The sequence below is a fragment of the Saccharothrix sp. DSM 118769 genome (assembly GCF_052936295.1).
Genome location: NZ_CP193627.1, coordinates 239,663 through 261,771, shown reverse-complemented (window position 1 = coordinate 261,771; position 22,109 = coordinate 239,663). Strand labels below are relative to the sequence as shown.

Sequence of the window (22,109 nt, the reverse complement as noted above, 5' to 3'; positions counted from 1 at the left end):
CCCCGCGGCTACGCCGTTTCGCCAAGGTGCACCCCCGCTTCCCGCTCCAACAGCGCGACGTAGGAGCGGATCGCGGATGCCGGGATAAGTGTGGCGCTGCCCTGCTTGACGAACTTGATCCGTCCAGCCCGCATCTGCTCGTAGAAGGTGCTGCGGCTCAGTGACAGCAGCCGCATCGCTTCGGGCACTTTGTAGAGATATTTCGCCAACTCGGTGACGTTGCTCGTGTCGCTCATCGGTACCCCCTCGCTTTCCGGTGAGTCGTGCGGCTTCACGCGAGCGCTCTCCAGTGGTGAGGTCTGTCGTTGGGTGGGGATTTTGGGCATGCGTCATCACCTCGGGGTTGGCCGGTCGGGGTGGCGGCGACGTAGCGCGGCCGGACGTTGGTGCTGTGCGGGTGCGGGTACGGGGTGTCAAACCCGCAAACCCGCCGATCGGGCAGAGGAAGGACGTTGACCTGCGGTGATGCGGCGCGGGTTTGAGGTCGGGGCAAACCCGCACCAAAGCCGCGGGGGGTCGCGTCAAACCCGCAAGCGGGTCGACGGGGCCGGTCGGGGCTGTCCTGCTACTGCCAGAGGTCTGGTTGGCCAGCCGGGGCCTGGTCGTCGGCGGCCTGGTCGGCTTGGTGGTCGTCGTTGGTGCGGGTTTCGACCCAGAAGACGCGGGCTTTGGCGTGGGTGTCCATGGCGGAGCGGATGACGTAGTCGCCGTGCCAGCGGCCGATGTGGCCGGTGAGGTGTCGGCCAATGGATTTGGTGGAGGGGGTGCGGCCTTGGTCGTCGGTGAGGAAGGTTCCTTCCCAGCGGTCGACGGGTTGGTTGTCGATGATGTCGATTTCGGCTTGTTGGCGGAGGTGTCGGCTGGTGATGGGGCGGTTGTGGTTGAGTTCGTGCCAGCGGGCGAGGAAGGCGACCCATTCGGCGTCTTCGTCGTCGGCTTCGCGCATGTCGTTGAGGTTGTCGAGGAAGCCGTCAATGCCGTGGTGGGCGAGTAGTCCGCCGGAGGCTCCGGCCCAGGTGGTGAATTGGCGCATGGTGTGGCCGGAGCGGGGTGCGCCGGCGTTGATCCAGTCCATGACCAGGATGAGCAGGTGGCGTAGCACGGTGACGCGGTTGGCGGGGGTTTTGAGCCAGTTGTCGAGGTGGGGGATGCCGAACGCGGTTTGGTCGCGTTGGTCGGGGTGCGGGTCGTTGGGGTCGAGTCGGACCAGGACGGTGCGGGTGGCCATGTCCCCGCCCAACCGGATGTTGTTTCCGGTGGCGAGCCAGAGTCGGTTGTTGGTGGCGGTGAATCCGGCACCGGAGGAGCCGAGCATCCGGGCGGACCACTGCGGGGAGGTGAGCAGTTGGGCCAGGACGGCGGAGGAAACGATGGTTCCTTCGGCGATGTTGTCCCAGAGCATGATCGGTGAGGAGCTGTGCAGGGCGCTGGTGATGCCCTTCTCCAATTCGCTGTCGTCGCCTTTGCGCCAGACGAGGTTTTTGCAGCCGTAGATGTAGCCGGGGATTTCGGCGAGCAGGGTTTTGCCGCTGGATTGGGTGGTGGCGGAGATCAGGCCGAACGGGGTCAGGCATCCGAGGTAGGGGCGCAGGATGGGCGCGAGTAGCAGGGCGATGTGGTTGGCGCGGTCGGCAGGGGCAACGAACGGGAAATCGGACAACAGCCGGTCCAGCAGAAAGGCCTTGGCGTCGGCGACCTGGTCGGCGGTCGGGTGGGCCGGGACGGGCGGCATGGGAGCGGTGGGCGAGTAGTAGAGGCCGGTCGCGGGGTCGTAGCCGGCGGTCTGGATCAGCGTTCCGTCCGGGCGCAGGACGGGTGAACCGACAATGCCGTTGAGCGGCCGGACGCCGGGCCAGTAGCGCGAGGACAGCACCGCCGACAGCGCGGTTCCGGTGGGGCTGACCTCCACTTCGGTCCACTCGTCGGTGTTCTTGTCCTTCTTGAGGCGGTGGACGTAGGTGTGGTGGGCGAGCAGGAACGCCAGGGCGGAGGCGGTGAGCGGTTCGGCCTGTACGGGCAGCGCGGCGGGTTGTCCGGCGGTGTGGTCGGTGCCGGTGGGGCCGGAGACGCGGGAGAGGTGCACGAGCTGCCCGCCGGAGACGAACACGTCGGGCAGCGCGCCCTCCGCCACGGCGGCGGTGAGGGTGCGGATGGTCTCGGCGTCCCCGCCGATGCGGATGGGCGGCCGGTCGGCGGTCTCGTCGGCGGTGTCGGTGATGGCGGGTTCGGCGGCAGTGGTCATGCGACGGGCCTCCCTTCCGTGGCGCGCTGGGCGCGTTTGGTGGTCATGCGGCGGGGTGTTCGGTCGGGGTGCGGGGTCGGGCGAACCCGGAGGCCAGGGCGTAGCGGATCTCCCCCGCCGGGAGTCCGGCGGTGTGGGCGGCGGTGGCGAGCGCGGTCTCCACCTGGTGGCGGTCGATCCAGCCGGCTTCGACCATTCCGGCGAGTCGGCTGGTGGAGCGGAACAGCTTGCGGTTGCGTCCGGAGTCCGGCGGCATCGCGGCCAACTCCTCGCACGCCGACCGGAGCGCGGCGGCGGCGTAGCGGGCTTGGCGGTCCTCACCGCGGGCGGTGACCGTGACCGGCGTCGCCGGTCGGATCGGTGTCGGGGTGGCGTGGCGGTCGTGGCCGGTGCGCACGAGTTCGGCGGTGAGCCAGTCGGGCAGGACGGTCGGGGTGAAGGTGGTGGAGGTGCGGCGGTATGTGCCGGCGGGGGTGGTGGAGCCGGGCAGCACGACGTAGCCGCCGTAGGCCTTGATGTCGACCTGCCAGCCGAGTCCGCTGCTCACCACGTTCTCGCCGTCGCGGACGCGGCCGGTGCTGGACTTCCACCGGCCCGACTCGGCGGTGTAGAGCAGGTGCAGCCCACCGGACGGGGTCTCCGTGACGAGGGTGTCCACGTCGAACCCCTGCCCGCGCAGGCCAGCCAACGCGGCGTAGGTGTCGATGCCGTCGGTGGGCAGCGGGTTGCCGTCGGGCCAGGGCAGGCCGTTGAGCGGTTGGGCGGGCGGTGTGCCGCCGTGGGCGTCGAGGTCGACGGCCAGCAGCCCGGACACCCCCAGGTGCACCGCCCACACGCTCGTGCGCCAGCGTCCCGCCCACCGGTCGACCACCGCCGTATCGGCGGTGGCGGCCCACACGCCGTGGCACAGCGCGCCGTCGGCGCGGGCCAGGCACGGGCACCGGTCGGCGGTGTGGCCTCCGCCGCCCCGGCAGTCCGGGCAGCCGGCCAGCGGGCGTTTGGTGCCGGGGTGCAGGGGCATCACGTGCCAGCCGTGCCGCCGGGCCACCCACAGCGCGACGTCGGCGGCGGTGGGCTGGGTTGTGGTCATGGCGGTGGTTCCTCTCGGCGATCGGGTCGAAGCGACTTGCTGCCCTGCTAGCCGCGCGGGGATAGCAGGGCCGTCCTGTCAGTCCCGGACTCCTGTGTGGACGGTGTAGGTGCGGTGGCCGGTCGTGCCGGGGGACGTGGGGCGGTCACGTCCCCGGTATGACCGGCCCTGATGGGGTCAGCGGCGGCGCAGTCGGCGGAGGTCGGCGAGGGTGAAGCCGACCTGTTGGGTGACGTGGTCGTTGCCGGAGGCGATGTTGTGGGTGCCGTGCGGCTCGTCGTGGCCGTTGGTGGTGTCGTTGCGGTCGGCGTGGTCGGTCGTGTCCCTGTCGTCGCCTGTGGTGGGGCGGGCGCGCCTGGTGGATCGGGTGGCGTCGCCGTCGCCGTGGTGGATGTCGTGTTGGCTGCCGACGTGGGCGTTGCCGTGGACGTTGTTGGTGTTGCGGATCATGAATCCTCCGTGGCGGTGGGTGCCGGCGTCCTGTGTGGACGGAGCGGTGGCGGTGTCGTCGGTGGTCGGCGGCGGGGTCACGTCCCCGCTGTGACCTGTGGTGTCGCGGTGGGCGGTGGTGTGGTCCTGGTCCTCGTTGTGGTGTGGGGTCGCGGCGTTCTCCTCGGCCCGGTGGTGGCGGGTGATGAGGTCGGTGGTGCCGGTGGCGTGTTGGGCGAGGTCGTGGTGGCGGCGCATCATGGAGTCGTGCCAGTCGCTCCGGCCGCGTTTGTCGAACTCGGGGCGCAGTGCGGCCAGGCGTTGGCCGAGGTGGTGCATGTCGGCGGGGGTGAACTCGTTGGCGCGCGGGGTGGGTGTGCGTTCGGTGTGGTCGTAGAGGGTGTGGGCGAACGGGCTGGTGGTGAACGGGTCTGCGTTGAACGCCTCGCCGTGGTCGATGCCGATCAGGCGGCCGTCGTGGGTCTGTATCCAGTTGTCTGTGTTGCGGTCGCGGTTGGCGATGACGTGGTCGACCAGTCCGAGCAGCCGCCCGTCGGGGCTGCCGCTGTAGTCGTCGGGCACGTGGCGGCCTCCGGTCAGTTCGGTGCCGGAGCGGCCGTGCACGTATTCCATGAGGACTTCGTCGGGGGCGGTGCGGTGCACCGCGGCGTGGGGCAGGCCGACGGCGGCCAGCACGTGGGGGGCGAGTTCCTCGGCGTCGGTCAGCTTCACCGGGTCCGCGTCGCGGTAGTGGGCTTTGGTGCCGTTGCGTTTGCGCACCAACCGGGTCCCGTCCGGGTAGGTCAACAGTTCGGTGTCCCCTGTCGAGCCGTCCCCCAACGGCCGTGCCGACGAGGGCGGATCGGTGGGTGGGCGCAGTACCCGGGCCGCTGTCACGTCCCCGTCGTGACCTGCGGTTCCGTGGTCGTGTCGGGCGGCGGCGGTCTTGGCTTCCTGGTGGGCGGTGCGGGCGTCGGCGAGGCGTTGCCGTGCGGCGGTGATCTCGGCGGGGTTGCCGATCTCGTGGGCGTCGCGCAGGGCGCGGCGGGCGCGGGAGACGGCCTGGCGGGTGTTCTGGGTGAAGCGGCCTCCGGCGTTGGGGCAGCGGCGGCCCCCTGCTCTGCACATGTCACGTCCCTTCGCTGTGCTGGGGTTTCGGGTGGGTCAGCGGGTGGCCGCGCGGTCGGCGGCGCGGCAGGTCGGGCACCACGTGCGGGTGGTGAACCAGGTCCAGACGGCTTCGGGCCGGTCGACGCGAAGTCCGCAGGCGGTTTCGGCGTGGCCGTCCCACCAGGACCGGCGCACCTCAAGGTGGATCAGGTTGTCGTCGCCCATGACGACCCTTTCGTGACTTTGTGTGACGACGTGTGGGTGTGCGAGGGTGACGCGCGGGCGGTGGTGCGGGGTGCCGGCGCGGAGGTGTCAAGCGGTGTGGGGAAGGAAGCCGTCAGGGGAGCAGGACCGGCGTTTTCCGGGGTTTCGGCTGGTCGCCGTCCCGTTGTGTCGATCTTCCCTGGCAGGCGTCTCGCCTGGTGGAGTCAGGGAAGTTGGCCAGGGGAGCAGTCAGGGGAATTCCCCTGGGTCTCGCTGCTCCCCCGGCTGCTTCCCCGATACTTCCCGGTGCCCGACGGGCGGGTTTCTAGCCCTCGTCGTCAGTGTCCGCGCCGTTCTCTGTGTCACGCATCGTGACGGCTTCGGTGACGTCGTTGGCGTCCACGGCGCTCTGTCCGCTGTCGCGCTTGACGATGGGCACGCCGACCTCGGCCAGGGCGGCGGCGAGGGTCCTGCTGGTGTACTTGCCGTAGTGGTCGGGGCGCAGCGCGGCCAGGGCGTTGAGCACCTGGGCGGTGCGCAGGTGCTTGTGGCCGGTCAGGACGTGGGCCAGGTCGGTGAGGAAGTCGACCTTCTCCGGCTCGTCGTCGCCGGTGGTCGGGGGGACGTGACCGTCTCGCAGGTCCATGGCGCGGTCGGTGACCTCGGCGAGTTCGGCGGGGGTGAGGTAGAACGAGCGGAGCAGGCCGGGTTTGGCCATGATGCCGCGGACCATGGCGGTGCCGATGTCGCCGGGGCTCTCGTCGGTGGCCGGTTCCAGCGACACGGCGGAGATGCCGGCCTTGTAGGAGCCGGTGCCGAGGATGGCGTCGTTGGACTGTTGGTCGCCGATGGCGAAGCAGGCTTTGCACGAGGTCACCGCGGTGACCTTGCGCGGCAAAGAGGCGGTGGAGGCTTCGGGGGTGGCGAAGAGCAGGGTGACGGCGTACTTGCGGGCGGCGCTGATGAGTTTGGTGACCACGTCGGCGGCCTCCTCTCCGTACTCCTCGTGCATGAACAGCGCCTGGCACTCGTCGATGACCACGACCCGGGGCCGGAGTCGGGTGTCCTTGGTGGCGACTTTGCGGTCGACCTTGCGGACCTCGTGCTCCCGCAGGGCTTTGCCGCGTACGTCGAGGTCGGCGTACAGCTCGCGCAGGGTGGTCAGGCACGCTTTGACCGTGTCGGCGTCGGCTCCGGTGCGCAGGGTGCGCAGCCGCGGCTTGAGCGGTTCGTAGTCGAAGTTCTCCGCCAGGACGAACACGTCCACCTCGACCAGCGGGTCCAGCACGGCCCCGGCGACGAGGGTGATGAACATGCTCGACTTGCCCGAGCCCATGACCCCGGCGGCGGCGTAGTTCTTCTCGGACAGCTGCGCCCGCACCACCTCGCCCCGGATGTTGATGCCGACGGGGACGGACGCGAAGTAGTCCGACGGTCCGTCGGCGGCCAGCAGCGGCCACGGCCCGACCGGGCCGGAGAGCGCGCCCTGGTCGGCGACCCACAGGTCCAGCACCCCGGGCTGTCCCTTGGGTTCCGACGGCCACACCTCGACGGGCAGGCGCACGAGGTTGTGGGCGAAGACGGTCTTGCGCTTGACGATCTCCTCGACTGGCACGCCCTTGGGCAGCACGAGCTGCATGCGCACGCCGTTGCCGTCGCGGTGCGGCGGCTGCACCCACGTCGGCGTGATGCTGCGCCCCCATCCCTCGCGGAAGGCGTCCTTGAGCAGCGGCAGGCCGCCGAGGTGGCGCAGCGCGGAGAGCACCGCGGACTCGTCCACGATGATGCTGCGCCCGTCCGCCGGGACCGCCTGGTCCTCCCCCGCCCACATCGGCAACGTGCCCCGATCCCGGCCCACCGGGATAGTGCGCGCGGCCCACGTGCCCGCGACGGCGACGGCCCAGGCCCACCAGTAGTCCCCGGCCGGGGAGAGGTCGGCGACGGTGGTCCAGAACTCGACGGTGGCGTTCCACCGGTCGGTCAGCGACCCGGCGCCCACCACGGCCTGTGCGGCGGCGAAGCCGAGGAACAGCACGTGCCCGCCGGCCAGCAGCACCACCGCCCCACCCGACCACCGCAGGATCTCCAACCGGCGTTCCCGGCCGCGCTGCGCCGCCCCGGTGCGGCGGCGCTCCAACGCCTCTTCCAGCTCCCGCAGCACCCGGAAGTCGTCGGCGGACTTCGCGTTGACGCGCAGGGTGGTGATGGCCTGCTCAAGGTCGAGGTGCTTGCGCCGCGCCCGACGTTCGGCGCGGCGGATGCGGGACCCGGCGACGGCGTAGCCGGCGTTGCGGCGCACCGCCCGCGCGACGGAGCGGGTGCGCTCGTGCCGCACGACCCGCACCACCGCCCCGGCGGCGTCGCGCATGCGCGCGGCGGCCATGCGCCGGTCCAGCTCGGCGGACTCGGCGTCGGTGAGCAGCTCCCCGACGACCGCCCCGTCCGGTTCCAGCCCGTCCGTGTCCGGCACCGGGGCGGTGTCGGCGCGGCGCACCGGCAGGCGCACCACGTTGCCGTGCTCCTGGCCCTCGTCGTCGTGCTGGTGTGCGGTGGTCATGCCGTCACCTCCTGGCGGGTGCCGCCGTCGTCGGGGCCGTCGTTGCGGGTGGGGAACAGGGCGCGGTGCACGGTGGCGGCGTCCTCGGAGCGGCAGCGCAGGAACTTGCGTACGGCGGTCTGGGAGGGCTGCTCCGGGAGGGCCTGGCGGTCGATCGCGGCACGGACGCGCGCGGTGTAGCGGGCGATCTTCGCGGCGTCCGGCGCAGCGGGTGTTTCCGCATTTCCCGACCGGTGCGCGCCGGACGGCGCATCGGCCGTCGGGGTGGTGTCGGGCCGGTCGGCCGGGGTCGGCGCGGCGGTGCCGGTGGTGCGCGGTGCGGGCAGGGCGGGAAGGGCGGTCAGGTACTCGCCGATCTCGGCGGCCAGGGCGTCCCCGACGCTGTCGCCGCTCGCGGTGGCGACGGGCAGCCCGGCGACCGTGGTGGGGATCAGGCGGACGCGGCCGAAGCGGCGGCGCGGTTCGACCAGGCCGGGGCGGTGCACGAGGGTGGCGGTGCCGTCGGCGGCCAGCTCGGCGGCGGCCTGGCGCACGGCGGCGCGGCGCACCGCCTCCACCCGGCGCGCGGCCAAGCGCTGAAGCCGCAGGGCGGCGCGCTGCTCACGGGTCGGCCGCGGCTTCACGGGCGCGGCGGTGGCGGCGGTGTCCACCAGCTGGTGGACCACCACCCCGCCCACCGCCACGATGGCCATCACCACACCGTCGGTGACGCTGCCGCCGTCGGCGGTCAGGCCGTGCAGGAACGCCAGCGTCGCGGACACGGCGGCGGAGAACCACAGGCCGACCAGCAGCCGCCGCACCGGGCGTCCGGCGCGGCGGGCGGCGGCGAGGGCGAACGCGAACGCCCACATCGCCGCCTCGGAGTACAGCGGCATGGTCCAGCCGGGCGCGCCGTAGAGGTCGTGGCCGAACCCGGCGATAGCCGACCAGGCCAGCAGGGCGGGCACCAGGATGACCGGCACGAACAGCAGGTCGATCGTGTGCGCCGACACCCACCCGGAGGTGGCCTTGAGTGCGCGGGTGCGGCGGGCGCGGGCGGCATCGGCCTGATCCCGCCTGAGCTTGACGGCGGCGGCCCGTTCGGCCCGGTCTTGTTCGGCGCGGGCGGCGGCGTCGGCGCGGCGCTGCTCGAACAGCATGGCCTGATCGGCCCGGCGCTGCTCCGCGGCGGCGGCCTTGTCCGCGCGCCGGTTGTCGGCATACGTGCTCATCGGGACACCTCCAAACGGCGGGCGGAACGAGGGGAGAACGGCCCGGCGCGGCGGCCGGTACGGGTGGCGCGGCGGGCCAGGACGGCCACCACGAGGGCGGGCAGGCCGTAGGCGACCAGCAGGACCGTGGGGTCCTCGGCCTGGACGGTCACCGCCCACTGCGCCAGGCCGATCAGCCCGGCGACCATCAGCAACTTCCACAGCACCACCACGGCGACCAGGGCCAGGGCGACGACGAGGAGCAGTAAGGGCATCGGCAGGCTCACCGGGTGCCCCCGGCGGGGCGCAGCTTGCGGCCGGAGGCGGTGAGGTCCTGCCAGGTGCGGCCACGCTGCGACGACGGGGCGGAGCCGTCCGCGCTGGTGACCTGGGTGACCAGGCCGTAGGGGGCGGGCTGGTCGAAGGTGTCACCGGTGGCCGCGTCCACGAGGTCGCGCCGATGCGGGTTGTTCGCCATGCTGGTGTTCTCCTGACCCGCCCCGCTGGGGCGGTGTTGGGGTGGACCGGACCGGCGGCGGTTCCTGGCCGGGATGGGCCGCCGGTCCGGGCGCAACGGGACGTTCAGCGGGTGGTGCCGCACGCGCAGCTCGGGCAGACGCACGTCGCCCGGGGGTTGTTCTTCTTGTGGCCGCAGCGGGTGCACCAGTCGATCGGGATGCGCGGCGGGTTCGAGGTCGTGGCCATGCGGTTCTCCCTGTCCGGGTGTGCGGGTGACGGGGTGGTGGTCAGCGGGCGGCGTGCCACAGGGCGCACATCGGGCCGCCGCAGGTGGTGCCGTCGGCGAGTCGGCCGGTGCGCTTGCGCTTGCCGCAGTGACGGCCGTCGCGGCCGGTCGGGGCGGTGCAGTGGGTCGCCGAGGACTTGGTGATCAGACTGCGCAACACTGGTGTTCTCCTGACCCGCCCCTCTGGGGCGGTGTTGGGGTGGACCGGACCGGCGGCGGTTCCTGGCCGGGATGGGCCGCCGGTCCGGGCGAAGTCAGTGGACGGTGACGCCCTGCGCCATGAGCAGGTCCACCGCGTCGGTGAGCACCTGGTCGTGGTCGAACGCCAGGTGCCCGAAGTCGATCGACAGCACCTCGGCCACCGGCCACCACCGGGCCTGACGGGCGTCGTCGCCACCCACGGCCGGGGGCATGTGGTCGAGCACCGCGGCGAACGCCACCGACACCACACGGCCCCGCGGATCGCGGTCCGGCGCGTCGTAGACGCCGACCCGGTCGAGGTTCCACTCGCTGAACTCGACACCGGTCTCCTCGGCCAGCTCGCGCACGGCGGCGGCGGAGAACGTCTCGTGCGGGTCGACGTAGCCACCGGGCAGCGCCCACCGACCCGCGAACGGGTCGTGACCCCGCTCGATCAGCAGCACCCGCCACGTTCCGGCGTCGTCCTGGGCGAACAGCAGCACATCGGTGGTGATGGAAGCGTTGTTGCTCTTCACAGCGGCGATCTCCTCAAAGGTGTTGATGCATAAGGGAAAGCAGGGACGGACGGTCAGGCGGCGGCCGGTTCGGACGCGGTCAGGCGCAGCACGTCCACCACCGCCACACGCACCGGATCGGTGCCGGGAACCAGGGCCAGGCCCAGCGCGGCGGCGGCCCGGCCGACCTGCTCACCGGTGAGGTGGTCCCACACCTCCACCAGGGCCGTGCCCGCCGACGTGGCCACCGGCCCCTGCGCCGACACCCGCACGTAGTCGCCCACCGGGTCGAACAGCACGTGTGCCAAGCCCAGCGCCTGCGCCGCCCGCGTCACCTGCCCCGCCGACGACTCCCACGACAACGACCAGCCCATCTGCAAGCGGATGCCCTGGTCGGAAGCCGGGTCACGGGCCACCCGCACGGCCACCGCGCACACCCCCGCCAACGCCTCGGCGTGCTCGGCCAACAACGCCGCGGCCACCGCCGCGCGGTACGCCATCGTCGCCATCACGCGGCCTGCTTCACCGCGGCACGAGCGGCGGCGCGGCGCGTCCGGCGACCCCGTCCCTTGTGCTTGCCGAACACCGGGGCCGGCATCACGTTCGCCACCACCACCGGCCGCACCGGCTCCGCCAGCTCGGCCACCGCCTGGTCCAGCGTGACGCCGTACTTCGGCGTGATGCCGGCCAACGCTCGGGCCAGGATGCGGCGGTTGCGACGCTCCCGCGCCGAACCGTCCAACAACGCCGACGACGGCCCGGCCGCCACCGCGATCTCCACCGAAACCTGCTGGTCCAGCAGCCGCAGGGCCGCCGGGGTCAGACCGTCCGGGTAGTTGCGCGTCGTGTCCACTTCAACCTCCACTGTCAAGCCCCCTTGCATCTCGCAAGGGGGGGTTGCAGAGGCCACGTTAGACAGGGTTGCTTGCGTTCGTCAACCCCCTCTTGCGAAGATGGCGCAAGCCCCCTTGCAGAGGAAGGTGGAGGCATGGAAGAGCAGGTCAAGCAACTACGCGACATCCAGGACCCCATACGCCGCGCTCAACAGGCGAGCGACCTGGTCGGCAGGTTCCAAGCTGCGGTTACAGAGATCTCCAGGGTCCGCAAGGAAGCTTTGGAAGAGATGTCCTCCGTACTCGGAATGTCACAGACCGAAATTGCTGGACATCTCGACATGACACGTTCACGGGTAGGTCAGCTACTGAAGACCGGCCCTAAGATCGAACGCGCATTCTTTGGAGTAGGCACAAATCTAGTAGTCGCCGTGGGCGGGAAGCTTGAAGCTAAAGAAAATAACCCCGGCCCGGTTGTGGCACAGGAAGACTTTCAAGCTTACGATGAGTTCCGAAGCCTAGCCAGCGGCCTGGATTTTGAAACTAGTTACGAGGTCATACAGCCCCCCGGCATGATCAACCTCAACCGGGATGACCTGGTGGTAATTTGCGGACCTCGACTGTCGCCACTCATTGCACAAGTTCTCGAATCTGACACTTACATTGGATTTGACCGCGACGACAGCGGATGGCACCTACTCGACCGCATGCAACAAAAAGTTTATCGTTCCCCGATGGACGACGGCACGCCTGCCGACTATGCGTATGTCGGAAAATTGCCCAGACTCGACGGCAAAGGCAATTTTCTATATATCGCGGGCATTCACGCAATTGGAGCCGCAGGTGTCATACACTTTCTCGACAACCACATCGCCGAACTTTACCGTGAAGTGAAAGATGGTCGGTTCTCGACTGTAATTCACTGCACGTTTGATGCAACTACACGCCGGGTATTGTCCTCCAAGCGTGTCGCTCCCATCTACAAGTAGGACGGCGGTTCCATGCGCGCAGAACTGGACAGTCAACCGGGAAGCTTTGCAAACCCAAATGAAGACTGGGCCGCAGCAACCAACAGGATCGCCGTCCTCCTAGACGGTCTGACTGCTCCGGGCGACCTTGGAACCGGATGCATACACGGCGTGCCGTGGTTCGTAGAGCGATTGGGTTCAGCGCTAGTCGCAAATTTGGCGGACGACGAACTAGACATGCGCTCCGCCCTGGCCGCATCCATCCAATCGACAGCAAGAATCCATGCGCCTACATGCGACCTGAAAAACCCCGGAACACCGTCAGCGACAGTTCTAGCACTACGCGAAGGAGAGGAATATTTCGATTGGCTGGTTCTGGCAGACTCAACCTTGCTGCTCGACTGCACTAATGAGTTCATAGCTGTTAGCGACGATCGCGTAGCGCGAGTAAATCGAGCGCAACACGAAGCGGCCGTAAGTTCGGACACAGGTACCGATGAACACGAGAAGAATGTCAGCAAGCTCGTGGAGGCGCAAAGGCTAATCCGAAATACCCCTGGCGGCTACTGGGTGGCAGGAACCAATCCCAAAGCCGCAGCAGAAGCGCTAACGGGATCTACGCCAAAGGCGCTAGTAAAGCGTGCGGCATTGCTCTCGGATGGTGCAGCTAGGCTAAAAGAGTTCAATATAACCGACTGGAGCGGCATTATGGCCACCTTGGATGCTTCCGGGCCCCGAGGTCTGATTTCTGCCGTTCGCGAAGTAGAGGACAGCGACCCGACGGGCCGCCGCTGGCCGCGATACAAGAAGAGCGACGATGCGACTGCGGTTTATTTGACGTTCGACTAGCAGTCCAATGCTATGCGCAGTCAGGTGTCACTCTGTCGACTACCAGTCGACCTCTGCTGTCAGGTGCTGCCATGTTGTCGGCCAGCGGTACGCGATCACCGACTTTCGAGACTGTTATGAACCGAATCAAAACGGCAGTACGGCCGGGTATAGTCCCAGGTCAAGAAGTGTCTTCCCCGCGTGAGCGGGGGTGTTCCTCGTTTCCGTCACGAACAGGGAGGAGGCGCAGTGTCTTCCCCGCGTGAGCGGGGGTGTTCCCACGGCCGAGGCGATCAAGGCGCAGGACTGGTTGTCTTCCCCGCGCGAGCGGGGGTGTTCCGCCCGGCGACCTCCTCAACCCCCAACGGGCGCTGTCTTCCCCGCGCGAGCGGGGGGTGTTCCCTGCTCCGCGACCGCGCGCAGCATCGCGACGCCGTCTTCCCCGCGCGAGTGGGGTGTTCCCGTGCTGTTCGGATTGGGCCTCGGATGGCTGGGGTCTTCCCCGCGCGAGCGGGGGTGTTCCCAACACCGCCCGGCGCCCCGTGGCGCGATGTCCCGCCCGAGTACGGGCCCTGGCAGACCGTCTACGGGTTGTTCCGCCGTTGGCAGCGGGCCGGCGTCTGGCAGCGGGTCCTGACCGCGTTGCAAGCCCGCGCGGACGCCGCCGGGGCGATCCAGTTCGGTACGCAATGTGAGCAGCGTTGATCGCCACCCTCGCAGGACGGCCCTACTAGCCCCTGCGGGAGGTAGTAGGGCCGTCCTGTGGGTTGGCGGGTTTGGATGCGGGTTTCAAACCCGCCAACCCAGCCAAACCCGCACTCAAACCCGCAGCTCATCAGCGCAGGTCAGAGCCTGCTTCGTCAGTCTCTTGCGGGTTTGCGGGTTTGTTTTCTGATTTTAAGAGGTGAAGTAGTAGTAGTACATGGCTGTGCCGAGGCGGGCCCAACGGTCCGCCAAGGGGGGCCGGGCCGTAGAGGGCCGCACAGGACGCCTTGAGAGCCCCGTAGAGGGGACGAAGCAAGCCAGCCCTAGGGAAGACTCTGCCTCGCGCCTCTCAACATCAGTCAGAGCAGCTTTCTTCGGCGCGCATCCCAGGAGCGCCTTTGTCCACTCGGCGCGGTGCCGGTAAAGCGGCCCGTTTGCCCAATAGCTGCCCAAGTTGACCCTGCCCAAGTTGGGGGATGATACGTATTCCCGGGTCAGAGGCGGTTTCGAATGTGCCAGCGAGCACGGTTTCCTAAACCGTTAGCCGAACAAGCGTCGCGTTCAAGATTTTTCTCGTCGCTCGATGGAAATCGCATATGGTGTCGGGCTTAGGGCGAGCGTCGGGTGGTCGACTTGATGGGTTAGTTATGGCGCTCGGCTGCCCCCTGTGGACAGCTCGCCGCCTTGGCGGCGTCGACAAGCTCACAAGGCTTGCCGACGTGTGGGAGAGCGCGCCGTTCCATGTTGTGTCTATTTGGAGGATCGAAGGCGTTTTGCACGCTCGGCGAGCTGTTGCGCCTCGTCACTGTGTCCGAGGTCTTGCAATACCACCGCGAGGTTGTTCAGGTCGGTGGCGACTTCGGGGTGGTCGGGTCCGTAGGTGGCCTCGGTGATGGTCAGCGCCCGTTCGAGCAGGGGGTGGGCGTCGCCGGGGCGGCCCAGGGCGTTCAACGCGCCACCGAGGTTGTTCAGGAGGGTGGCGACGGCGGGGTGGTCGGGTCCGTAGGCGGCCTCGGTGATGGCCAGCGCCCGTTCGAACAGGGGGTGGGCGTCGCCGGGGCGGCCCAGGTCGCTCAACGCGAGGCCGAGGTTGCTCAGGAGGCTGGCGACGGCGGGGTGGTCGGGTCCGTAGGCGGCCTCGGTGATGGCCAGCGCCCGTTCGAACAGGGGGTGGGCGTCGCCGGGGCGGCCCAGGTCGCTCAACGCGCCACCGAGGTTGTTCAGGAGGGTGGCGACGGCGGGGTGGTCGGGTCCGTAGGCGGCCTCGGTGATGGCCAGCGCCCGTTCGAACAGGGGGTGGGCGTCGCCGGGGCGGCCCAGGTCGCTCAACGCGAGGCCGAGGTTGTTCAGGTCGGTGGCGACTTCGGGGTGGTCGGGTCCGTAGGTGGCCTCGTCAATGGTCAGCGCCCGTTCGAGCAGGGGGTGGGCGTCGCCGGGGCGGCCCAGGTCGCGCAACGCGCCACCGAGGTTGCTCAGGAGGGTGGCGACGGCGGGGTGGTCGGGTCCGTAGGTGGCCTCGGTGATGGTCAGCGCCCGTTCGAGCAGGGGGTGGGCGTCGCCGGGGCGGCCCAGGTCGCTCAACGCGAGGCCGAGGTTGCTCAGGAGGGTGGCGACGGCGGGGTGGTCGGGTCCGTAGGCGGCCTCGGTGATGGCCAGCGCCCGTTCGAGCAGGGGGTGGGCGTCGCCGGGGCGGCCCAGGTCGCTCAACGCGCCACCGAGGTTGTTCAGGAGGGTGGCGACGGCGGGGTGGTCGGGTCCGTAGGTGGCCTCGGTGATGGCCAGCGCCCGTTCGAGCAGGGGGTGGGCGTCGCCGGGGCGGCCCAGGTCGCTCAACGCGCCACCGAGGTTGCTCAGGTCGGTGGCGACTTCGGGGTGGTCGGGTCCGTAGGTGGCCTCGTCAATGGTCAGCGCCCGTTCGAGCAGGGGGTGGGCGTCGCCGGGGCGGCCGTGCGTTCGGAGGTAGGTGGCGGCGCGGCCGAGCAGCCACGCGGTGTGCTCGGTAGTGGCGGATGGAATGCTCGTGGTGTCCTCGTGCACGGTCAGGACGTGCGGGAGGAGCGCCCGCCAGCGAGGCCAGTTCTGCGGTGCGGTCATGATCTCGCCCGGGAGGTCCGCTGCGAGCAGCTGCTGAACCACCAATGCCGGGGAAGTGCGGTCCTGTGCCGGCGTCGTGGTGGTGCGGGCGCGGAGTGATTGTTGGAGCAGTCGATGGGCGATGGTCACCTCGTCGCCGGAACGTCGGGCCAGGAACCAGCCGGCCAGCGCTCCGACCGTCTCGGCGAACCCGACCGGGTCCGTGGCGACCTCGGCCAGCGGTTCGGGCAGCACCTCCGGGTGGGCGGTGAACAGGTCCAGGGGGACGGGTTCGGGTGCCATCCAGGCCAACAGGTCGAGTAGCTGAACCGCCGCCCGGTCCTGTGCCTGCAAGGCGGTCAGCGACAGGTCCCACAGGGTCGCCAACGTCTCTCCACGACCGGCGACCCGACCGCGGACGATCATCTCGGCGGTACGTGTGCGCAGCAGATCCAGATACTCACCGACCGGGAGTTCGGTGGCCTCCAGGTACGCCGACGCCTGTTCCAGCGCCAGGGGCAGATCACCCAGCCACTGGGCCAGCGCATCCGCCGCGTCGTCGGGCATTTCGGGGAGGCGACGTCGCAGCAGTGCCACGCTCTCGGCGCGGTCCAGCACGTCCACGTCCAGCACCGGGCCGAGCGACCGGAACCCGTTGCGTCGGGTGGTGATCAGCACCTGGCCGTCGCCGGAAGGCAGGTACGGCCGCAGGGCATCGACCTCCTCGGCGTTGTCGAAGACCAACAACCACCGCCGCCGTCCGCGCAAGCCGGCCAGGACCACGGTGGCCGTGGTTGCGGGATCGGCACCGCCGTCGATCCCCAGCGCGGCACCCAACTCGGCCAGGTGGTCGGGGATCAGCGAGGGCTGCTCGGCGGGAATCCACCACACCACGTCGAAGTCGGCGGCGAAGCGGTACACGTACTCGATCGCCAACTGCGACTTGCCCACCCCGCCCAGACCCCGCAGCGAGTGCACCGCCACCGTCCCCGACGACCGCAACGCCTCCCGCAACCGCGACAACGACCCGGAACGACCGGTGAAGTTCGGGTTCCGCGCCGGCACGTTCCACACCCCCGGTAACGAACCCGGGAACCGCGGCTCCCGCGCCACCGCCCTCGTCCGGCCGGGAAACCCCGGAGCGGTGGCGGGCTTCAACCGGCCCTCGACGGCACCCTTCACGACCCGCAGCAAGCGGTCGCGGGCCTCGTCGGCCGGCAGGTCGAACAGGTCCTCCGACACCACCGAGCCCAACAGGCCCGGCCGGTCGCAGTCCTGCACCCGCAGCACCAGCAGCTTGCGATTCTCACCAAGTGGGGCATCGCGCCACGCGGTCTGCCACTCCGCCGCGCCGTAAGTCGACGACGCGTAGGCCGTCGACAGGACCGCGATCGTGCGTTCCGCCTTCTGCACGCCCTCCTGCATGGTGGCGACCCAGTTGCTGCCAGGCACGATGTCCCACGCCTGGATCAGCACGCGATGACCGGCCTCCTCCAACTCCCACGCGATCCACTCGGCCCACTGCCGATCATCCTGCGTGTAGGAGACGAAGAAGTCCCACTTGTCCGCCACGGACACCGCCCTCCAACCGTGTACCCGGACACATCGTGCCCGCCCGACCCCTGGTTACAGCACAGGCCCCACCCGAGAGATCCGAACGGCGGAACATGCACGGAACGCACCAGCGCAGAACATGTACATCCCTCATAAATTCGCAGATTGTCGGACCAAGCAACAGATCCGAGGCAAAGATCATCCTCATGGACCGCCGCAGTCAGCGAGCAAGGCGCCGCGGTGCCTTGAGGGCTCGTAGAAGCGGCGAACCGAGGCAGCCCACCGAAGGACCACCGGCCCACCCCGGCAGGGCGCGGCTGGTTCACTTGATGCCCGGTTAGGTGTGTGGGTTGGACGTCGTTGGTCGGCAAGTCCCACAGGGAGAACTGCAGCTCGGGCGCGGTGCGCTGCGGTTGCATTCGTGGCGGCGTTCACCGACGGTCGGGTGCGTTCGTGGGGACCGCCGTACTTCGTTGAGCTGCTTGAATAGGCGTTGCGATCGGTGCTGGTCGGTGGTTCGCAGACCTCGAAAGCGTGTGTGACGGACCAGGGCCGCCTGTTGGGTGTGCAGGTTTGAGACGGATTCAAACCCGCCGACTCAGCCAAACCCGCACTCAGACCGCCCTACATCGGCGCAGGTCAGAGCACTCTTCGTCGGCCTATTGCGGGTTTGTCCGTCTATTTCTAATTTCAGAAGGTGAAGGAGTAGTACACGGCTGCGCCAAGGCAGGCTCCAACGGCCTGCCTTGGGTGGCCGGGCCGCAGAGCGCCGCACAGGACTCTGCCTCGTGCCCTCAACTTAGGTCAGGCCTCTCCGCATATTCGCCCAAGGTCACGAAACTCCGACGACAGTATCGATTTGAACGATCAAACGGCATGCATGCATGACGGCAACACTCAATGAACTCAATTCCCGTCTACATCGAGACTAGGCGGAGACGATTCGAGCGTTCCATCAAGGTACCTCAGCAAGACCTTCAATCGATAAGAGAGCGCCAAGCTGTCGTTAGGGCTTTGTGAATGGCGATCAAATTCGAGCAACTCATACTGGGCGTTCGACAGCTCAGATTCGGCAGCTACTCGGTTTGCGCGACGCGCGTCGTTGAAACTCACAAGAGAGTCTCTCACAGGCAGATCCTGTCCCTGAGTAGAAAGGTGCCGATAGGCAAGGTAGTAGACCGAAACCATGCCCAGCTGTTCCAAGAGTGGATCTTTCTCCTGGAACACATCGTTGAGAAGCCCTAGAACAGTTGTCGCGCCGGCTTTCGCCTTCACCACCTTTTCAACTTCACCGGAGTCTTTCTTCATTGACTTGAAGAACGTGTCCAAATGAAACTTCTTAGAGTCGGCCGGACCGCCCATGTATTCCCAATAGAGGAACTTTGCAGCAAGATCCCAGTGGCGATAGCGCGTGTTCTTGAAAGGCAATCGGGATTTGAAGAAGTCGTTGTCGGCCAATTCTCTTGAAGCTGCCGGCAGTGGTCCGCCGAACGCATTTCTCTTCTCCGCAGCATTAAGAGGGACAGCCTCATTCAGCCTAGAAAACATCTCCTCGATTATCTCGACATCATCGGTTCGGATGCCAATGACGTCGAGTGAGGTCGAGTTCAGAAGAGCGACAACGTCTGGATACTCGTCCACAAGTTGCGAGTAGGTGAGACCAGCCGCAGCAACATCAGGATCTTCAAAGTATGAAAAGTCATCCGCCAACGGATACAGATCGTCTAGAAAGTCCCATATCGCCTGTAGGCGCTGCTTTCCATCAACGATCGCATACTTAACGCGCTTGCCGTCAATTACCCGGCGTGTCACAAACTCATGAAAATAGATCTTCGGAACATCGAACCCGTTGATGAGCGAGTCGATGAGAAGCTGCTGCTTCTCAATAGACCAAATACTCCCCTGCCGCTGGTACACCGGCTCCATCTCAATCTGACTGCGCAGCTGAGAAAGATAGCCGACGGAGGTATTGCGCACGTGGCCGACATTAAAATCTTCCATCAGTACATACCCTTCACATACGCAGCAAGAGTGTTCAGATCTGGATAGACCGACATAGCCGAAATATTAATCGCGCGCAACTGCTGCCTGATCCGCTCTTTATACTGAACCGGCACCACCCAGCTATCTATGCAATCCGCGCCATGGCTAGATTCAAGGGGGGCATGGGATCGGTGATTCACCGTAAAAGTGCCGCTCTGGGCAATGATTCGACCAAATGTCCTGTTGGCGATCGCTGCGACTGGGGCCATACTCGGCTTCTTGCTAACATTTTCAGGCAGGTAATCGTTCAAGAGTTCATCGTGACCGAACATAAGCATGTCAATATCAGCGGACACAGTACTCGCGTTAAGATCTCTCGGACGCAATATAAAAAAACGCCCATCTGCACGCTTATCGTCTTGACCGGAATCTCGCTCGACCGCAAAGTACAACCCAACCAGTGGATTTTCAGTCCAGTCAAGCAGCCTAGTCGGCAAGCCATGGTGTTGAGCAAGAAATACCCAGCCCCACTCCGAGTCAGGCGCATAACGTAGCCGCGAGTGCGCATCCTGCTTGAAACGCTTCACCATCTCGCGTTCAGCCTCAAGCCACTCTCGACGCCGAGCAAGCGAAGGAACCAAGGGCCAGCGTTGGTCCACGTGCCCGCGGTACCACCGCGTGCCGAACGCCGCTGTGTCTTCCAGCACTTCAAGCAGATCCTCGACACAGCAGATCTCACCGGGCGTGCCCTTCGGCATCGAGCACCATCCGTTCACCACGCTGTGCGACTGATCGGACGATTCTGCCGAAACTCCCTCTACGCGATCAAGGCCACCGCCGCTGGCGGCGTGTCGCGGGCGTACGGCGGACATCGTCCATCCTGGCACTCCCAGCATCCGCCTCACTGCGCCGGTCGGCCGGGCGGCGCAGCGCGCCGTCCTACGACCTCGCCCCACCGACGAACTCACCTACAGCGGGCGAGTGAGCGACCAACTGCGTGACAACCAAGGCGGACAAGTGCACACGCACCCGGACGTTCACGGACGTCACATGTGCCGTGAGCTGGTAGAACAGGGAGGCTTTGGTCCTGGCAACTTTGCTTCGGGACGAAGAGGTCGCAGGTTCAAATCCTGTCACCCCGACCACAGATCAGGGCCTGTCCGAGAGGTATTCGGACGGGCCCTGAGTCGTTTCCGGGGCTCGGTCGTTTCCGGGTCCGGGTCGTTCTTCAGCCCGGTGGGTGTGAGCGTGGGCGGGAGCTGGGACGTCGACGGTGGCTCGTCGCGGTGCCTGGTCGGCCCGCGCCGGAAGTCCCGCCGCCGTGGCGACGTCCCCGGTTCTCCGCGTCACACGCCGCGCAGCGGCGGGTAGTCCTGTTCGGGCGGCGGTGAGAGCCGCTTGTTGAGGTCCTGGGCTTCCTGGAGCTGGTCTTCCAGGGTCACGATGCGGCACGCGGCCTCCAGGCCGGTGCCCTTGTCGACGAGTTCCCGGACCCTCGCGGCCAGCCGGAGCTGGTGGCGGGAGTAGCGGCGGTGCCCGCCCTGCGAGCGCTGCGGCTCGATCAGCTTCACCTCGTCGAGGCTGCGGAGGAAACCCGGTGTGGTGCCGAGCATCTCCGCGGCCCGGCCCATGGTGTAGGCGGGGTAGTGGTCGTCGTCGAATCTGTCCGCCGCGTTCTGCGGCTCGTTTGTCTCTGCCGGCATTGCACCTCCGCGCCACGAGGGCCCCGGTGCCGTAGCACCGGGGCCCAGGGTTATGGGTTCACTTCCATCATCCGACCGCTAGGTCGGCTTGTCACATCCGCGCTGCACGTCCCACTGACGACGATGAGCGCGAGGATCGCTTATGCGTAACCGGAGACCACCTTCCAATCTGTCTGGAGTGCGGTACCCGCCCGGCTGGTCCAGCCCGAGGCAGGCGATCCGATGGTGTGTGACCCTTCCCTTCTCCTCTGGTTACTTCCCTGATCTCTTGCGACTGCTTGTCTTGCGTACTGCCTTGCGTGTCTTGCGACTGCTTGTCTTGCGTACTGCCTTGCGTGTCTTGCGACTGCCTGTCTTGCCTACTGCCTTACTTGTCTTGCGTATTGCCTTGTCTACTGCCTTGCGTACTGCTTTGTCTTGCCCACTGCTGTCTTGCCCAACTCCGGCCGTCGAAGGCCCTTGACCTCGCGCCGAGGCAACGTGCTGTTCCCGCCCCGGCCTGTGAGGCCGTCTTGCTCCCAACTCACGGGTAGTTCGTCATCTCCCGTGCCGATGAGACCTTCTCTCTCGTGACAAGGAAGATACTACGCACACGGATCATGGAATGTCTACCCCCGTCGGCACAGATTTCCTCGTTCGAGTGACGCAGTACGGCTGACCAGGCACAACGGGGGAAGGCGAGGGCGCGGCGGCGGCGCGGGAGGCGCGGCGGCGGCGCGGAGGGTGCGAGGGCGGAACGTCCGCGCCCGACCGGCGGCGCGGACGTGCCTGCGCGGCGGGCCTGGGGGCAAGCGGGGGGTGGCGCCGGAGAGGTGACTCGGGGTGGCTCGGGCCGCCGGCGGCGGCGGTGGTTCGGGCGCTCGCCCGGGGCCACCGCCGCCGCGGGTCGCTAGCGGACGTGCGGGCGGAGCTCGGCGAGGCGGCGGAGCAGTTCGCCCACCTGGTTCCAGTCGAGCTTGGCGGACTCGCCGGGCGGCGTGTGGATGCACACGTTGCCCTCCTCGGTGAGGGTGACCTCCAGGGTGCGCCGACGACCGAGGGCGTCCGTGCACCCGACGCGACCGCCCTGCCGAACCGTGTTGTCGATCATCGGTCTGACCTCCCCTGTGCCGCACTCGTCTTGCCAGGTGATTCGTTCATACGAACGTTGGCGTTACTCGTCACTCCTCGCTGTTGTCAAAACCGACCGTTCGGCCGCAC

22 protein-coding genes are annotated in these 22,109 nt (G+C 67.7%); 3 read left to right on the top strand and 19 right to left on the bottom strand.

Annotated features, from left to right (window positions below; genetic code table 11):
• Positions 1 to 8 precede the first annotated feature (8 nt).
• From ACRAKJ_RS01295 to ACRAKJ_RS01230, 14 genes are all read right to left on the bottom strand, one after another.
• On the bottom strand, positions 9 to 236 hold the full coding sequence (locus tag ACRAKJ_RS01295; RefSeq protein WP_447008852.1) for a helix-turn-helix domain-containing protein: 228 nt from the start codon (positions 234 to 236) through the stop codon (positions 9 to 11).
• Positions 237 to 565: 329 nt separating this feature from the next.
• Entirely contained in the window at positions 566 to 2,242 is a 1,677-nt protein-coding gene (locus tag ACRAKJ_RS01290) for a hypothetical protein (RefSeq protein WP_438921021.1), read from the bottom strand.
• A gap of 43 nt (positions 2,243 to 2,285) precedes the next feature.
• Entirely contained in the window at positions 2,286 to 3,332 is a 1,047-nt protein-coding gene (locus ACRAKJ_RS01285) for a bifunctional DNA primase/polymerase (protein WP_438921020.1), read from the bottom strand.
• Positions 3,333 to 3,509: 177 nt separating this feature from the next.
• Positions 3,510 to 4,889: a DUF4398 domain-containing protein gene (locus ACRAKJ_RS01280; protein WP_438921019.1), complete on the bottom strand. Its 1,380-nt coding sequence runs from the start codon at positions 4,887 to 4,889 to the stop codon at positions 3,510 to 3,512.
• 36 nt (positions 4,890 to 4,925) lie between these two features.
• Positions 4,926 to 5,096 carry a hypothetical protein gene (locus ACRAKJ_RS01275; protein WP_438921018.1) on the bottom strand — a complete coding sequence of 57 codons (171 nt, stop codon included), beginning with the start codon at positions 5,094 to 5,096 and terminating at the stop codon, positions 4,926 to 4,928.
• A gap of 304 nt (positions 5,097 to 5,400) precedes the next feature.
• Positions 5,401 to 7,632: an FtsK/SpoIIIE domain-containing protein gene (locus ACRAKJ_RS01270; protein WP_438921017.1), complete on the bottom strand. Its 2,232-nt coding sequence runs from the start codon at positions 7,630 to 7,632 to the stop codon at positions 5,401 to 5,403.
• Positions 7,629 to 8,843, bottom strand: a complete 1,215-nt coding sequence (locus tag ACRAKJ_RS01265; RefSeq protein ID WP_438921016.1) for a hypothetical protein — start codon at positions 8,841 to 8,843, stop codon at positions 7,629 to 7,631. Before ACRAKJ_RS01265 ends, ACRAKJ_RS01270 begins: the two co-directional genes overlap by 4 nt.
• Positions 8,840 to 9,097, bottom strand: a complete 258-nt coding sequence (locus tag ACRAKJ_RS01260; protein ID WP_438921015.1) for a hypothetical protein — start codon at positions 9,095 to 9,097, stop codon at positions 8,840 to 8,842. Before ACRAKJ_RS01260 ends, ACRAKJ_RS01265 begins: the two co-directional genes overlap by 4 nt.
• Positions 9,098 to 9,105: 8 nt before the next feature.
• A complete protein-coding gene (locus ACRAKJ_RS01255) occupies positions 9,106 to 9,300 on the bottom strand; it encodes a hypothetical protein (RefSeq protein WP_438921014.1) in 195 nt (64 codons plus the stop codon).
• Positions 9,301 to 9,404: 104 nt separating this feature from the next.
• Positions 9,405 to 9,527 (bottom strand): hypothetical protein, encoded by a 123-nt coding sequence (locus ACRAKJ_RS01250; protein WP_438921013.1) that lies wholly within the window; start codon positions 9,525 to 9,527, stop codon positions 9,405 to 9,407.
• A 41-nt stretch (positions 9,528 to 9,568) separates the two neighbouring features.
• Positions 9,569 to 9,727, bottom strand: coding sequence for a hypothetical protein (locus ACRAKJ_RS01245; protein ID WP_438921012.1), 159 nt, complete (start codon positions 9,725 to 9,727; stop codon positions 9,569 to 9,571).
• Positions 9,728 to 9,821: 94 nt separating this feature from the next.
• On the bottom strand, positions 9,822 to 10,283 hold the full coding sequence (locus tag ACRAKJ_RS01240) for an NUDIX domain-containing protein (RefSeq protein WP_438921011.1): 462 nt from the start codon (positions 10,281 to 10,283) through the stop codon (positions 9,822 to 9,824).
• A 53-nt stretch (positions 10,284 to 10,336) separates the two neighbouring features.
• Positions 10,337 to 10,771, bottom strand: a complete 435-nt coding sequence (locus ACRAKJ_RS01235; protein ID WP_438921010.1) for a hypothetical protein — start codon at positions 10,769 to 10,771, stop codon at positions 10,337 to 10,339.
• Entirely contained in the window at positions 10,771 to 11,115 is a 345-nt protein-coding gene (locus ACRAKJ_RS01230) for a hypothetical protein (RefSeq protein WP_438921009.1), read from the bottom strand. Before ACRAKJ_RS01230 ends, ACRAKJ_RS01235 begins: the two co-directional genes overlap by 1 nt.
• Positions 11,116 to 11,250: 135 nt before the next feature.
• Between ACRAKJ_RS01230 and ACRAKJ_RS01225 the strand changes: the two genes are divergently transcribed.
• From ACRAKJ_RS01225 to ACRAKJ_RS01215, 3 genes are all read left to right on the top strand, one after another.
• Positions 11,251 to 12,084 carry a sigma-70 family RNA polymerase sigma factor gene (locus ACRAKJ_RS01225; protein WP_438921008.1) on the top strand — a complete coding sequence of 278 codons (834 nt, stop codon included), beginning with the start codon at positions 11,251 to 11,253 and terminating at the stop codon, positions 12,082 to 12,084.
• A 12-nt stretch (positions 12,085 to 12,096) separates the two neighbouring features.
• Entirely contained in the window at positions 12,097 to 12,912 is an 816-nt protein-coding gene (locus ACRAKJ_RS01220; protein WP_438921007.1) for a protein phosphatase 2C domain-containing protein, read from the top strand.
• Positions 12,913 to 13,377: 465 nt separating this feature from the next.
• On the top strand, positions 13,378 to 13,596 hold the full coding sequence (locus tag ACRAKJ_RS01215; RefSeq protein ID WP_438921006.1) for a transposase: 219 nt from the start codon (positions 13,378 to 13,380) through the stop codon (positions 13,594 to 13,596).
• Between the two features lie 750 nt (positions 13,597 to 14,346).
• Here the strand turns inward: ACRAKJ_RS01215 and fxsT are convergent.
• The 5 genes from fxsT to ACRAKJ_RS01190 form a co-directional block, all read right to left on the bottom strand.
• Positions 14,347 to 17,241, bottom strand: a complete 2,895-nt coding sequence (fxsT, locus tag ACRAKJ_RS01210; RefSeq protein ID WP_447008851.1) for an FxSxx-COOH system tetratricopeptide repeat protein — start codon at positions 17,239 to 17,241, stop codon at positions 14,347 to 14,349.
• Positions 17,242 to 18,129: 888 nt separating this feature from the next.
• Positions 18,130 to 19,224 (bottom strand): DUF262 domain-containing protein, encoded by a 1,095-nt coding sequence (locus ACRAKJ_RS01205; RefSeq protein ID WP_438921004.1) that lies wholly within the window; start codon positions 19,222 to 19,224, stop codon positions 18,130 to 18,132.
• Complete coding sequence (locus ACRAKJ_RS01200) at positions 19,224 to 20,078, bottom strand: FRG domain-containing protein (protein WP_438921003.1); 855 nt, start codon at positions 20,076 to 20,078, stop codon at positions 19,224 to 19,226. Before ACRAKJ_RS01200 ends, ACRAKJ_RS01205 begins: the two co-directional genes overlap by 1 nt.
• Positions 20,079 to 20,552: 474 nt before the next feature.
• Positions 20,553 to 20,909: a MerR family transcriptional regulator gene (locus ACRAKJ_RS01195; protein ID WP_438921002.1), complete on the bottom strand. Its 357-nt coding sequence runs from the start codon at positions 20,907 to 20,909 to the stop codon at positions 20,553 to 20,555.
• 889 nt (positions 20,910 to 21,798) lie between these two features.
• Positions 21,799 to 21,999, bottom strand: a complete 201-nt coding sequence (locus ACRAKJ_RS01190) for a hypothetical protein (RefSeq protein ID WP_438921001.1) — start codon at positions 21,997 to 21,999, stop codon at positions 21,799 to 21,801.
• Positions 22,000 to 22,109: the final 110 nt, after the last annotated feature.